The sequence below is a fragment of the Croceitalea sp. W27 genome (assembly GCF_055693185.1).
Map to the genome: position 1 here is coordinate 1,266,691 of NZ_CM146327.1, position 14,718 is coordinate 1,281,408.

9 protein-coding genes are annotated in these 14,718 nt (G+C 38.5%); all 9 read right to left on the minus strand.

The window, feature by feature from the left end:
• Positions 1-10: 10 nt before the first annotated feature.
• Entirely contained in the window at positions 11-3,133 is a 3,123-nt protein-coding gene (locus ACZ1GR_RS05665) for a carbohydrate binding domain-containing protein (protein ID WP_472611236.1), read from the minus strand.
• 30 nt (positions 3,134-3,163) lie between these two features.
• Positions 3,164-3,991: a glycoside hydrolase family 16 protein gene (locus tag ACZ1GR_RS05670; RefSeq protein ID WP_472611237.1), complete on the minus strand. Its 828-nt coding sequence runs from the start codon at positions 3,989-3,991 to the stop codon at positions 3,164-3,166.
• Between the two features lie 22 nt (positions 3,992-4,013).
• The gene (locus ACZ1GR_RS05675; RefSeq protein WP_472611238.1) at positions 4,014-5,417 is read right to left on the minus strand and encodes a glycosyl hydrolase family 16; all 1,404 of its coding nucleotides are present in this window, start codon (positions 5,415-5,417) and stop codon (positions 4,014-4,016) included.
• A gap of 11 nt (positions 5,418-5,428) precedes the next feature.
• Positions 5,429-8,623 (minus strand): glycoside hydrolase family 2 TIM barrel-domain containing protein, encoded by a 3,195-nt coding sequence (locus ACZ1GR_RS05680; RefSeq protein ID WP_472611239.1) that lies wholly within the window; start codon positions 8,621-8,623, stop codon positions 5,429-5,431.
• Between the two features lie 266 nt (positions 8,624-8,889).
• Positions 8,890-11,700, minus strand: coding sequence for a helix-turn-helix and ligand-binding sensor domain-containing protein (locus tag ACZ1GR_RS05685; RefSeq protein WP_472611240.1), 2,811 nt, complete (start codon positions 11,698-11,700; stop codon positions 8,890-8,892).
• A 61-nt stretch (positions 11,701-11,761) separates the two neighbouring features.
• Positions 11,762-12,040 carry an ATP-dependent Clp protease adaptor ClpS gene (locus ACZ1GR_RS05690; protein ID WP_377765515.1) on the minus strand — a complete coding sequence of 93 codons (279 nt, stop codon included), beginning with the start codon at positions 12,038-12,040 and terminating at the stop codon, positions 11,762-11,764.
• Between the two features lie 136 nt (positions 12,041-12,176).
• Positions 12,177-13,037 (minus strand): zinc-dependent metalloprotease, encoded by an 861-nt coding sequence (locus ACZ1GR_RS05695; RefSeq protein ID WP_472611241.1) that lies wholly within the window; start codon positions 13,035-13,037, stop codon positions 12,177-12,179.
• An 86-nt stretch (positions 13,038-13,123) separates the two neighbouring features.
• Positions 13,124-13,954 carry a 50S ribosomal protein L11 methyltransferase gene (prmA, locus tag ACZ1GR_RS05700; RefSeq protein ID WP_472611242.1) on the minus strand — a complete coding sequence of 277 codons (831 nt, stop codon included), beginning with the start codon at positions 13,952-13,954 and terminating at the stop codon, positions 13,124-13,126.
• A gap of 10 nt (positions 13,955-13,964) precedes the next feature.
• Positions 13,965-14,714 carry a triose-phosphate isomerase gene (gene tpiA, locus ACZ1GR_RS05705; RefSeq protein ID WP_472611243.1) on the minus strand — a complete coding sequence of 250 codons (750 nt, stop codon included), beginning with the start codon at positions 14,712-14,714 and terminating at the stop codon, positions 13,965-13,967.
• Positions 14,715-14,718 lie beyond the last annotated feature (4 nt).

Genomic DNA, 14,718 nt, shown 5'->3' on the forward strand with positions numbered 1-14,718 from the left:
CTCTTCTATTCTATTGAGCCGTAATAGAAACATTATCGATATTAATTGTTCCAGTGCATGTTCCTGCACCGCCGCAAACTAGTTCTAATAGTAAGGACACACCACCATCTACACTAGCAGCCGTGGTAAATGTATATGTTCTGGTTTCCCATGTCGTTGGAAAACTAGCGTCACCTGTCACTAGAACATGCTGTACCGCCGGATCAGTTGAACCTTCGGCTGGCTCAGAAAAAGTGAATGCTTGAAAAACAGCACCATCTGCAGGTAGATCGGTTGTACTTGCCTGAATGTCGAACTGCACGACGTAAGTTGTATTAGGAGTTATGGTTCCTGCTCCAACACGTTCTTGTTTAAGGGCCGGATTGCTACCTGGTGTTGTTTTGATTTGACCAGAATTACTACCTCCATTATTAACCGTTGTAGAAATTGTAACGGTTCCACCGTTGTTGATCAACTGCCAACATCCTGCATTCTGCTCAAAACCTCCATCAGTAATAAACTCACCTGCAGCGGGAGGTGTACAAGTACCGCCGCCGCCAGATCCAGAGTTATCCAATACTAATGATACATCATCAATATTTACAAGACCCGCTTCAGCATTTAAATCAAATAAAACCCTAGAAGTAGCATCTCCAAAGCCTGTCGCTGTCAAGGTCACAGAATAGGTATCTCTAGTCGTGGTAATATTTACAGCTTCATTTGTATTTGAGAAGTCTCCACCACTTAAACCAATACCAGCAATTATAGACCTGTTTGTATCTGACCACGCATCGAATGTTAAAGTGTATGTTGCTTCTGGCGTGATTTCAAGTTTTTGACTGAGATTGACTACAAAAGGAGCTCCTGGGTCAGGGTTCGTTACATTTATGGAATAAAAAGTATTTCCATTTTCTGTAACAACCGGTGCTGGATTATTGTCGTCGACCCCTTGGATCCAAGGAGCTGCGCCATTCTCAAAATCCCCATTCGTCAACAAGCCAGAATCGAAACTACTTCCCCCACCATTGGTGTCACTACCATCTCCACCTTCTACAAGAGAAACATTGTCTATAACAACTGTACCCACAGCTGCTCCCATATCAAACAATACTCTACTATTGGCTCCGCCGAAGTCATTGGCGGCCAGCTGCAATGTAAAAGTCTGGGTATCGGTTGTCAAATTGACCTCTGGTGCCGTATTGGTAAATGGTGCCTCGTTCAATCCTATACCGGCCAACATTGTTCTTGCTTGGTCGGAACTTGCATCAAAAGTTAAAATGTAGTTCGTTCCCTGGGTAATTGCTACAACCTGACTTAAGTTTACGGCAAAAGGGTCTCCTGCAGTTTGTACATCTGCAAAGTTAAAACTATTGCCTCCTTCCGTCTGTACATTCAATGCATTACCTATCCAAGGTTCTCCGCCAGCTTCAAAATCCCCATTGGTCAACAAACCGGAATCGAAACCTCCACCGTTGGTATCACTGCCATCTCCACCTTCAACTAATGATACATTGTCAATTACTACAGTACCTACGGCTGCCCCCATATCAAACAATACTCTACTATTGGCTCCGCCGAAGTCATTGGCGGCCAGCTGCAATGTAAAAGTCTGGGTATCGGTTGTCAAATTGACCTCTGGTGCCGTATTGGTGAATGGTGCCTCGTTCAATCCTATACCAGCCAACATTGTTCTTGCTTGGTCGGAACTTGCATCAAAAGTTAAGATATAGTTCGTGCCCTGGGTAATTGCTACAACCTGACTTAAGTTTACGGCAAAAGCATCTCCAGCTGTTTCTACATTAGCAAAATTGAAGCTATTGCCTCCTTCCGTCTGTAAATTCAATGCATTACCTATCCAAGGTTCTCCACCGGCTTCAAAATCCCCATTGGTCAACAAACCGGAATCGAAACCTCCACCGTTGGTATCACTGCCGTCTCCACCTTCAACTAATGATACATTGTCAATTACCACGGTACCTACGGCTGCCCCCATATCAAACAATACTCTACTATTGGCTCCGCCGAAGTCATTGGCGGCCAACTGCAATGTAAAAGTCTGGGTATCGGTTGTCAAATTGACCTCTGGTGCCGTATTGGTAAATGGTGCCTCGTTCAATCCTATACCAGCCAACATTGTTCTTGCTTGGTCGGAACTTGCATCAAAAGTTAAAATATAGTTCGTTCCCTGGGTAATCGCAACGACCTGACTTAAGTTTACAGCAAAAGCATCTCCAGCTGTTTCTACATTAGCAAAATTGAAGCTATTGCCTCCTTCTGTCTGTACATTCAATGCATTACCTATCCAAGGTTCTCCACCGGCTTCAAAATCTCCATTGGTCAACAAGCCGGAATCAAAGCTGCTTCCTCCAGTATTAGAATCACTGCCATCTCCACCTTCAACTAATGATACATTGTCAATTACTACAGTACCAACATCAGCTCCCATATCAAATAATACACGACTATTGGCCCCACCGAAATCCGCAGCACTTAATTGTAATGTAAATGTTTGCATATCGGTTGTTAAGTCTACCTCTACAGTCGTATTGGTAAATGGTGCCTCGTTCAATCCTATACCTGCCAGCATTGTTCTTGCTTGGTCGGAACTTGCATCAAAAGTTAAAATGTAGTTCGTGCCTTGAGTAATCGCAACGACCTGGCTTAAATTAACGTCAAAGGGATTTCCTGCCGTTTCAACATTGGCCAAATTAAAACTATTACCACCCTCTGTTTGCACGTTCAATGCATTACCAGTCCAGGAGTCACCACCTGCTTCAAAGCCTCCGTTGGTCAACAAGCCGGAGTCAAAATCGGGCATAGTATCCGGAATATCAATAGTAATCTGGTCTTCAAATGTATTAGATGCACCAGCAATATTTGAAGCTTTTAAAGAAACCGTAAAAGTACCTTCAGCGAAAGTTCTAATCGGATTAATTTCCGTTGAAGTAGTACCGTTCCCAAAATCCCACTCATAAAGCTGAGCTTCTTCCGAGATATTTGTAAATGTAACGGTCCCCGTGGTTTCACTTTGTATAAAAGTAAAACCCGCAACTACTTCCGGTAGATTAGCCTCATCTTCTTCTTCACACCCCAAAAAGGAAATGCTTAAAATAAATAAGAAGATATATTTGGTCTTATTCATTAAATATTTCATAATAGTTATAGTTTAGTATTAGTTTGTTTTTTAGTTCTCGTTTGTGTTTTCATAGACTCTAACATAATCTACCAACATGGATTGTGGAAAAATGGTCTCTTCGTTTGGTGAGCCTACAAAAGAGCCTCCTACGGCAAGATTCATTAACATAAAGAAGGGCTTATCAAAAACCCATTCTCCGGTAACATCCTCTCGTGTAATTTGATTATATAAGACATCATCCACATAAAAATTAACAGCTTCTGGACCCCATTCTACGCCAAATACATGAAAACCGGTATCAAATCTGTCATTCTCTAAAATATATTCCTTTGAAATTGCATTACCTCCAGAGTATCCAGGTCCGTGCACGCTACCAATAAGAACAGTAGGGTTTTGCCCTCTGTATTCCATAATATCTATTTCACCTGCGGCCGGCCATGGATTTTCATCGATATCTGCGCCGAGCATCCAAAATGCAGGCCATATTCCTTGCCCGAACGGAAGTCGAATTCTAGCTTCAAAACGACCATATCGCTGTTCAAATTTATCTTTAGTGAGCAATCTAGCAGAAGTAAAAGCAGAACCCTCAAAATTTTCTCTTTGCGCAGTAATAACCAACACGCCGTTTTCTACCTTAACATTGCTTGTTCTATCCGTATAATATTGAAGTTCATTATTACCCCAACCATTTTCTCCGGTACCAATATCAAAACCCCAGATATTGCTGTTGGGCGCGCCATCTATATTAAATTCATCCGCAACCACGAGTTGTGTAAAGTTTACGACCCTTTGTTCGTCTTCAGTTTCGCAAGCAAACATGAAAACTGCAAGAACAATGGTTGCTACTACTTTATGTAATCTATTTTCTAATTTCATTTTCTCTGTTTTAAAATTTCTTTTACTCGTTAAAAAAATAGATGTTATCCAATAAGAAATTTGGTCCGCCCACAAGAATGATTGCCCCCAAATTATTTTTCTGATTTGCTATATCTCCTGAAAGTGGAATGTCAAAAGAAGTCCATTCACCAACTGTTAAGTTGTTCAGCGTAAACCTAAAATCGACATCATCTGCTATTGGAAAACCATTGTTATCAGATTCTATGGTTTGATTGGCCCCAACGTCTCTAATTTGTAGCCCTACTTCGACGTTTGCTTCTTGAGCAAATACATCAACGTGTAAAAAAGTTCTTGCGGAGCCATCGACAGTATTATCGAAAATGATTCCGGTAAAGTTGTTGTTGACATATGATAGTACTGCGTCGCCATTGGCGGAGGTTGTTGTAGTCTCTGTAGTGGAGCCACCAAAACCAGGAGTAAAATTGCTTTCAGTCGCATTTACATAGGCATCACTAAAAATAGAACTTACATTTGCTTGCGGTAACGTTGGTGCCGGGGCTGCTTGCAATCCACCACCTGATATAACCTCTAAACTACCACTTGCGGCAACGTTTGCAAGAATTGCGGATATTTCAGCCGTTCCTTCACCTACAACAGAAATCTCGCCTCTTTCATTAACTATAGCCACATCGGTATTAGAAGATGTAAAATCAAAATACGATGGGGCCACGGTTACAGTTTGATTGACTCCGCTTTCTAAATTGAATGTCTGGGTAAGTCCACTAACAGCAAGGCTAGAACCAGTAAAGGTGTTTTCTACAGCGTTTTGACCATCAAAAATAGCAGGACTAGGCTGGGCAATAGTACCTAGGTTTTCAAATTGAATTTCATCAAAAAACAAGGAATAACCGCCTTCATCTCCTTCAAAAGAAGCACCCTCCGCCAACCAGAACAAACCTGTTTCTGCGATTAGTTTTGATGCGTCTGGTATCGGTATTACATACTTTTGCCATCTTGTACTGACTTGCAAACCGTTAAGTGTTACTTGAAATTGATTACCTGTTTCTCCGGAAATTCCAAAACCTATAGCATCAATTGATGCAGCTTGTGAAGCTTTTGCATAAAAGGTTAGGGCATCAAATTCCGAAAGATTTCTCTTGGCCGTTGTATTAAAGGTAGCCCCTACAAAACCATTACCAAAGGAAGGTACATCAAATCGCATGGCGGCATCTCCCTCAAAAACCTCCTCAGTTTCAACACTAAATGCTTCAGGATCAGCCCCTGCATCAACAAAAGGGAAGTAATCCAATCCCGATGAAAAAGCATCTAAAAAAACATCACCATTAGACGGAAATTCTGCAAATTCTACATCATCTGAGAGTCCTCTTTCACAGCCGGAAAAAATACTAATCCCTAAACTTAAAAGAACTATAAAACGTAAATTGATATATTTTTTATTCTCCATTTTTTTCTCTTTTATTTCCCGATATTGATGTGTACGTAAGTCATTATTTCCCATTCGCTACCATTTCCAAATCCGACCGGACTTATAATTGGCTCCGTAGCAAATTCTAGAGCATTGTTAGGAAGGTACCTTGGTGAAAACTCGTTCAAGGAACGCCATGTACCTCTAATACCGACTTGCGTGCTTGGTAGAATAAACCAATCTGGTTTACCAAGAGTCGTAGATATATCCAACATCAATTGTACAGGATAGGTTAGGTTGAAATCGCGGTGATAATCAAATGGTCCCCAATCATTAATTTTCTGGGTATACTGTACTTTCCATTTTTTATAAAGCATTCTAATGTCTCCACCAAAACGTCTTATCAATCGATCACTGTCTCCATTTGCTTGACCATTACCGTAATAGAAGTTTCCGATTATTCCGAAATCGGACCCTAGCTTAGATACCATTCTTGAATGCACTTCCCATAAGTCTTCGGCCGGAGCAGAGTTTGGAAAAGCGAAAAAAGTACGATTCGCCAAAAATCCAATAGCCGCATCTTGCGTTGTAGGAAGGTGACGATACACAAAACCTAAATTCGCTGCGAACTTGGCGTCTTCTGATCTATCATTATCCCACTCATACATCCATGTTCCTGGTGTTGGATCAAAGGTCAGCAATATCTCCCCACCTACAGTCTCACGGTTTGCTCGTACCGAAAATGGGTCATCAATTATATTTCTTAAACGACCGGGGCCCTGAACATCATTTGGCATTGCATTTACCAGAGGCTTTTGCCACAAGAAATTTGGTGCAATTTGAAAATTACCGGTAGCAAATGTAAAGCCCGATAAAACGTTCGTTTGATTGCCGCTACCTGAATCTCTTAATTTCCAACCTGTAAAGGTCAATGTTTGGTCTGCACCCCCGTTCGCGATGAGCCCCATGGCAGCCGCTTGGCCGTACCAGTTGAACTTTCCGCCTTCATAGGTTATTTTAACCTTACCGCCCCAGTTGTCCGTTGATTGAATTCTATCTTCAAACACCACATAATTGCCGGATTCACCTCTAACATCTTGAAAGGCAATATCGTTAAGTGGACTACCACTCCAGATTCCTCCAAGAGCAATCCCAAATTTGCCAAATTCCCTTTCGATAGCGATAGAAGCTCTTTCTGTAGGCCATGCGGGTATAACCCCACTACGCGTTTGGTTTACATCTAGTAAACGTCTTCCGTTATCATCAAGAACGACGTCTTTTTCGAAATCTCTATGGTAAATACCGGTAACTCCGAACTTACCTAGGTGGGTGCTGTACTTAAAAAGCATTGTAGGGTTAGCACCCCACCATAGTTGAGGTCCAATTGCGGCTTTTAGACCTTTTAAAGCGCCCTTACCATCAACTTCCATACCTAAGATCTCACCATTATAAATGTCAAGATTAGGTCCATAATTAGCTTCAGGATAAAAACCGAAAAAGTCACCTTCGTAACCCCAATGGTAATGACCTGTTCTGTAAAAACCTCTTAAATCAAACTCTTTCGCATTCCATTCAAATTCTGCTTGATATACTCTTATTCTATTTACATCTTGAACAAGAACATTACCTTGATCTGTGTTGACTTCTATAGGTCTAGAATTATTTTCATAAAAAATTTCATTTATAGGATTTTGTGCCACATTACCCACAACATTAATATTGACCTCAGCTCTCATATTCGGTGCCGGTTTTCCTTCAACACCAATAAAGTAAGATTGCATATGGTCAAAACCTAGTTGATTAGGAAAGGTGTTCGGGTCATCAGGATCTGCATTATTAGGTGTAGTTAGTAAATTACCACCAGTGCTAAAGGTTGAGAACTTCGCTTGAAGGTTACTTAGCCGAAGTAAATCACTTTGCTCTGATGTTAAGGCAGCTTTATCACCACGTGCTTTGAGCACGGCATCCATCAATTGAATATTTTTAAAATGATTGTTTACAAAATCAAGATTAACTCCTTCATCATACGGATTTAATTGATGCGCATCCTGTAAAGCATAATAGGCCGCCCGAGGGTAAAGTTCATACAGACCTCTGGGGTTTGTAGCGCCTTTTGCACAAATTCCAAACCATTCTTCATTCATGTTATTCGCCCCTTCCGATGCTAAATCCCTTGCATAACCACCATTGGACCAGGATGCATTATTATCGTGAACATCGGCATTCTTTCTATCGTCAAAACCAAATTTCCACCATCCATCACTAAATTGAAATGTAAAGCCACCAATAGAATTGTTGGCTTTACCCAAACCAGGGGCATTCTGATAAATCTCTTTCCAGTTCTCTACCATGTAATAGGCCTGAGAATATTGATCTTCCTTATTCTCAACCGCGTTAAACGCATCGGCACCGAACTCGGTAAACATTATAGGTTTATTAAGCTTTTCTTTAACAACTTGAAACATGTCACCAAAAGAAGCCCCGCGATACGTATTTGTTCCATAGATATCGACGTCTTTACATTCTTCGGCAACTATATCAATAAAGAGTACATCTCCGTTACAAATAGCTACGGGGTGAGATGGGTCAGCAGCTTTCATAAGCTTTGCGGCTTCATTCATTAGTCGATACATAGGTCGACCCCGTTTTTCACCAATAAATTGCTTTTCTCCTTCATCATCAGGAAAATCTTCTGTTTCCGCCCCAGCCCAAAACAAACCGTAGTTGTTTTCATTTCCTAAAAGATACATTAGAAGTCCAGGGGTATCTTTATAGCCCTTAACCAGCTCTTCCATTTCTGCCATCAGAAAAGCAGCTGTCTTCTCATCATCATAAATGGTTACCGGAGTCCAAACACCATCCAACGTTAAGCCGTAGCGCCCAAAAGAATGATTCAACATGGTATAGATACCATAGTTTTCATAGATATACCGAATCCATTTTGCAGGGACACCGGTATACTGTCTTATCACATTAACACCCATATTCTTTAAAAGTGACATCTCCGTATCAAGACCTGCCTTGATTACGTCATCAGACTTTTTCCAAAAATTAGCATTAACGGTGTTGGTTCCAATTGGAATGTAATCCCAATTCATACCATTAATCATAAAGTCCTCCCCATTGACTACTAGCTTCGTCCCATTATCATCATTAACAACAGAAACATTCGCTGCTTGACTAAATGCAAATGAAGTATATAATAAAAACGTTAGTTGGAGTAATTTTTTCTGAAGTGTATCCATTTAGTTTTTTTTGGTTGGTCCAATATATATGGAAAGAATACGAATTCCATAAAATGAACCCCTACAAAAAGTATACATAACATTTTTAGGGTGTAAATTTTAGGAATTTACCATATGAACCCCCTTTTGTTTAATAAAAAACTCAAAAAGGCACGTATTTCTTTATTATCGCTAGACAAAAAAAATACCGTTAAAAATGGACTGTATAGGTAATGTTGAGGTTCTAATTCTAAGTGTTGAGGCTAAATTGAGAAATGATGTACTAACTAAAGTCCTAAAATGTAGTTGACCAAGTTTTCTTCGTGCTTTAAATCCAGCTTTTTACGCAATCGATAGCGCTTTATTTCGACGCTTCTTGGTGAGATATGCAAAAGTTGTGCTATTTCTTTAGACGATAGGTTTAATCTTAGGTATGCACATAGTTTAAGATCGTTTGGAGATAAAGACGGATGTAAGTTTTTTACTTTCTTTAAAAATTCACTGTCGGCGTTATTAAAGGCTTCTTGAAAAAGTTCCCAATCATCATTGCGCTTTAAACTTTTATCAATAATCTTAACTACTGGTTTAAGCGCCTCTTGATCAGCTATTTTATTCAACTCTTCTTTAATGGTCGATAACAATTCATTCTTCTTAATTATGCTCATTGTAGAGGCCGCCAATTCTTTACCCTTACCCTTGTTTTCTAGTTCTAATTGCTCATTTTTAATTCTAATGATTTCTTTTTCACTACGTATTTGTGTGAATTCTAATTCACGCTTATTTTTTTCAATTAATTTTTCACGTTGTTTCTTATAATACCGCTTGTACATATTATGCATGAAGAATGAAAAAAGCAATACACCTAAAACATAAAGCACGACCATTACATTGCTGATGTACCAAGGTTTAGCTATTTCAAAAGAATACGAAGCTTTGTTCTTGGAAAGATCATTTCCTATTTTTCCTTTTACTTCAAAAACATAATCGCCAGCGGGAAGATTTTCATAAAGTACTTCGGCTTTTGCAGACCATTCACTCCACTGTTCATATTTTCCTAGTAACCTGTATTGATATTGTGTTACTGAAAATTTATTGTATTCTGGGGCGTAAAATGAAAAATTGAAATCATTTTCTTTACTATTATAACTACCATCCGATATAAGACTATAGTTTTTTTTATCCGTATAAATACCGCCGTTACTTACTTCATCAATCTTAACCTCAAAGCTTTTAGCCCTCAAACCGTTTGTATTAATGACAATATAACCCGAGGTATTACCTAACAAATAGTTTCCTTGGTTATCGAGGTTTATGATATTCTCATAGCCTAAAATTCCGTCTCGCATCTCTTTTGTTAATGGAATGCTTTTAATCTTAGGTGTATTGGTTAGTCCATCGGGACTCACATAGCTGATATTTGATTGGTTAAAAACCCATAACCGGTTGGCATTATTGTCAACAACCAATTTGCCCGACTCATATTCCGACTCATTATATATACTGCTAAGCAAACTGTCTTTAAAAAAGCCTTTTTTGTTTCGATTGTATTTTAGTATGCCTTTTTTATAAGCATATAACAAGTCTCCATTGTACTTTACAATACCAGAATTGGAGCCTTTTATTATGGTATCTATACGTACATTTTCAACTGCTGAAAAAGAATCATTTACAGTAAGCTCAAAAACACCATTATATTCATGATTCACGAATATTTGATTACCGAGCGTCTCAAAATATCTAGATGAATTATCAAAACCTTTTATCTTGTTTTTAAGCCGCCAAGTATTATTAAGCTTCTCCAATACGTATAGTCCGTCATAATTACCCTGTAGTAAAAGATTAGGTCTATTAGTCAACTTAGCTATTTTCCAGGTGCCTTGTACATTGGATACTTTTTTGGCTTGATTTCCATTAACCACATAGGTTCCGGAGTTGTGTCCGCAAAACAAACTATCATCTATAACCTCTAAACACCATACTTGGCCTTGAGTTCCAGGAATGAAGCTAAAATCATTCTTACTATCCAATTTTTTATAAAATAACCCTTGATTGGTTCCCAAATACAGATTGTTGTTATGAATAGCCGATGCATAAACACTACCCAGTGAACTTCTAGTATCATTATAAACCTTATAGGGCGAATCAATATTTATATAGCTTATTCCGTAATCGAGCCCTAACCATATATTATGCTCTAAATCTTCAAAAAGTGATAGTACGGTGTTGTTAGATAACGAAGAGTTTTGATCAATTTGCGAAAGCAATTCTCCTTCATCGCTTAGATAGACGAAACCATCAGCGATTGTTCCTAAAACATAGTTTCCATTATCTAATTGAAGCCCATCATATAGACTGAAATCAGCTAGAAAATCATTGGGAAACCCGCTGGACGGAATTAACCCTCCGTCAACTAATTCATAGAATCCATTGTTCTTGGTTAATATTAATAGCGCTTCTTCATTACCGAATAGATTTATTACCTCATCGTTTCGAACGATATCATCTTCAAAAACCAAAAAATCTTTGCCAGATTCAATTTTATAAAGTCCCTTATCAATTCTTTGAAAATATATTTTTTGACCGACCTTGAACATCTTTGTAATCGTACTATTAGACTCAATAGTATTTAAAGTGTTCTCGTTTATATTGTAGATATAAATACGTTTCAATGATTGAAACACAATATATTCATCAACACTTATAATATTCCAAAACTCTTCGTCTTCAATTAAATCAACATTTATGTTTTTAGATAGTGAAGTATACTCTAAAGTACCGAAGTCGTTTTTCGTCCAATACCCAAATTCCATAAAACTACCTGTATAGATTCTATCTTCTACAACTTTTACAGAACGCATTATGGTTTCATTGGGCGATGGGTAAAGCGCCCAACTTGCACCGTTAAATTCTAACAACCCCTTACTATTAGCTACATAAATTAATTTATCGGCAGATTGCGATATCGACCAGTTTTGGTTCTCCCCGTCATATTCAGATGGCAGAAAATTTTGGATGGGATAATTCTCTTGAGCAGAAACAAATTTGAAATTTAGCAGAAATAATGCTAAAATGGATACAAACGTAAATTGCTCACGCATAGAAGACAGCTTTGTCTAAATATAGGAAAAGAAAATAATGCGAACGAAAATCGCAAAAGATTTATACCAATTCAGCACTTAGACCGGCTTGCAAAAGTCTAGTGCATTTAGGTTTTAAATCGTCATACTCGCCAGTTTTCACCGTACACCTACCATTATGGTGAACGATTAAAGAACACTGTTCAGCTTGCTCTGGGGTGTGTTCACAGACAGCAATAAGGGTGTCTATTACATGATCAAAAGTATTGACATCGTCATTAAAAAGTACGATTTCGCTTTGCTTTACAGTTTCTTCTTCTAGCAGTAGTTCTTCGGAAACCTTTTCTTTAGTACTAAACATGATTACCCTTCTTTTTGAATAAATGTATTGAAATAAACCTTTTGACCCAAAAAAGAACATCAAAAATTAAAGAAGCGCCCTAATGGGCGCTTCTTCTACATTGTCATAACCATGATTATTATAAAAATTGAAATGATTAATACAGGTAATTAAGTGCTGTAACGTCATTACTGTTAAATTCACCATCTACCGATGAACTAAAGCAAGCCAACATCAGTGAAGTTGGGTCATATCCCGCCGGAGTTCCAGGAATCGGATTTGCACCGATACTCCCGGCACCTTCATTAATGTTTTCTCCACAACTTTGCCTGCTGAACCAATCCGTGTGTCTAAAACCTACCGAATGCCCCATTTCATGCGTTATAACATGTTCATTGACATTCGTAGAAAAACTGCTTAAACCATAAATTTGAATGAACTTGTTAGGGTTACCGTTACTTGGAAAACCAGCAACACCACCACTTACTCCAGGGTTATTTATCGTGTTGTTATAAACAACCATATCCTTATTCTGAAAGTTCGTTCCGAATGTTAGGTTAAAACGAATCCCCAAATTCAATCGATTGTAATTATTTACAGCCCACTGCAGCGCTGTACGTTCTTTATTGCTCAAAGCAAAATTACCGCCAGTATAGCCAATTATTGACAAGGTTCTCGGGTTTACCAGATTATTGGTATGATAGTTTCGATCATTATTGCTTTCCAATTCTATAAACTGATTCATTTGTTCTTTTGACAAAGCTATGTCTCCTTCTAATTGGTATCTCTTCTGAATTGAACCATCAGGCAGATGAAAATCTATAATACCGACTTCACTTGTATTAAAATTACTGGTCTTAAGTGTAGTCATCACATCTTCAGTAAGTGATAAGTCGACATCAAGCACTACTCCCTCGTTATTGGCTTCTACCACTGTTTCGTCAACAGTATCTTTCTCACAAGAGGATAAAATAAATGCGCACGCTAGAGCGCATGATAAGATTCTTAAATCTTTCATAGTAAAAAGGTTTAGGGTTAAAAATTAAGTGGTTATTTCAATGAGGAAAAAAATTACGAAAACGATTTCGTAAAATGCATAATTGTTTAGCTTTTTCGATAAACTGCAGCGATCCAATCGTTTCTTTCAAGATTGCCAGAATACTCTAAAGCATGTAAATTACATGTTGAAGAAATAATATTTAAGTCTTCTTTATAAAACCCACTAAGGAATAATAAACCTTCTTTAGCCAAACATTCTGAATACTTTGGGATATCATCTATTAAAATATTTCTATTAATATTTGCGATGATGATATCATAATTTTTTGCAGCCAACAAACGCGAGTCACCTTCGAACACCTCGATATGCTCACAATTATTACGTTCAACATTTTCAATAGAATTTAAATAGCACCAGTTATCTATATCTATTGCCTCTATTCGTTTAGCGCCTTTCATTTCGGCCAGAATGGCCAGTATTCCGGTACCACAGCCCATATCCAAAACAGATTTATCCTTAAAATCATGGTCAAGAATGTGCTGCAACATCATATGAGTAGTTTCATGATGCCCCGTACCAAAACTCATTTTTGGTTCTATAACAATATCAAAATCTACCTTCTCTGGTTTATGAAAAGGAGCCCTTACCATACATTTGTCACCGACCCTAATCGGGTTAAAACTCTTTTCCCATGCGGCATTCCAGTTTTGCTGTTCTATTTCTTTAAAGCTCCATGTAATCGCGAATTCAGAATTGCCTAAAAGCTGAAGGTTTTTAAGTTTGCTTTCTTCAAAGTCCGATTTTAAGATATAAGCAAGAAAGCCTGAATCGTTCTCTACAAAACTTTCAAAACCTGCTTCACCTAATTCGGCAATGAGGATTTCAGTGCCAACTTCTAACGGTATTACCTTAAAATTAAACTCTAAATAGGTCATGCAAGTATGATTATATTGCCCTTACTATTGCAATAAAATCATCAGCGTTTAGAGCGGCCCCACCTATTAACCCGCCATCTACGTCTGGTTTGGAAAAAATTTCTTTCGCATTGGCCGGTTTTACGCTTCCTCCGTATAATATTGATATGTTGTTGGCAACTGCTCCATCGTATTTAGCAGCCATTGTTTCCCTAATAAAAGCGTGCATTTCTTGTGCCTGTTCTGGGCTTGCTGTTTCTCCGGTCCCGATAGCCCATACAGGTTCGTAAGCAAGAACAATATTTTTAAATGCTTCAGCTTTTAAACTAAAAAGCGCATTTTTTAGCTGACTTTCTACGACCGCAAAATGGTTGTCAGATTTACGATCCTCCAATTCTTCACCAAAACAGAAAATTATACGCATATTCTTATCAAGGGCTGTATTTACTTTTTTAGCAAGCATATCATCGGTCTCTCCAAAATGTGAACGTCTTTCAGAATGACCAAGAATGACCACATCAACATCAATATCCAATAACATATCCGCTGAAATCTCTCCTGTGTAAGCGCCGCTTTCAGCAAAGTGCATGTTTTGTGCGGCTACCTGAATAACAGAGTTCTCTAAGCTCCGTACCGCATTTGTAAGATTTACAAAGGTAGGGGCAACAATAACTTCTGCACCTGTATCAGGTAGTTTGGCCGCTAGCTCTACCGCAAGCGTTTCTGTTTCTTGTTGCGTCTTATTCATTTTCCAGTTTCCTGCAACTATTTTGGTTCTCATAGTT

Bases quoted from the DNA above. Each gene is read 5' to 3' on its own strand.
- ACZ1GR_RS05665 (WP_472611236.1), bottom strand. From the start codon at position 3,133: ATGAAATATTTAATGAATAAGACCAAATATATCTTCTTATTTATTTTA.
- ACZ1GR_RS05670 (WP_472611237.1), bottom strand. From the start codon at position 3,991: ATGAAATTAGAAAATAGATTACATAAAGTAGTAGCAACCATTGTTCTT.
- ACZ1GR_RS05675 (WP_472611238.1), bottom strand. From the start codon at position 5,417: ATGGAGAATAAAAAATATATCAATTTACGTTTTATAGTTCTTTTAAGT.
- ACZ1GR_RS05680 (WP_472611239.1), bottom strand. From the start codon at position 8,623: ATGGATACACTTCAGAAAAAATTACTCCAACTAACGTTTTTATTATAT.
- ACZ1GR_RS05685 (WP_472611240.1), bottom strand. From the start codon at position 11,700: ATGCGTGAGCAATTTACGTTTGTATCCATTTTAGCATTATTTCTGCTA.
- ACZ1GR_RS05690 (WP_377765515.1), bottom strand. From the start codon at position 12,040: ATGTTTAGTACTAAAGAAAAGGTTTCCGAAGAACTACTGCTAGAAGAA.
- ACZ1GR_RS05695 (WP_472611241.1), bottom strand. From the start codon at position 13,037: ATGAAAGATTTAAGAATCTTATCATGCGCTCTAGCGTGCGCATTTATT.
- prmA (WP_472611242.1), bottom strand. From the start codon at position 13,954: ATGACCTATTTAGAGTTTAATTTTAAGGTAATACCGTTAGAAGTTGGC.
- tpiA (WP_472611243.1), bottom strand. From the start codon at position 14,714: ATGAGAACCAAAATAGTTGCAGGAAACTGGAAAATGAATAAGACGCAA.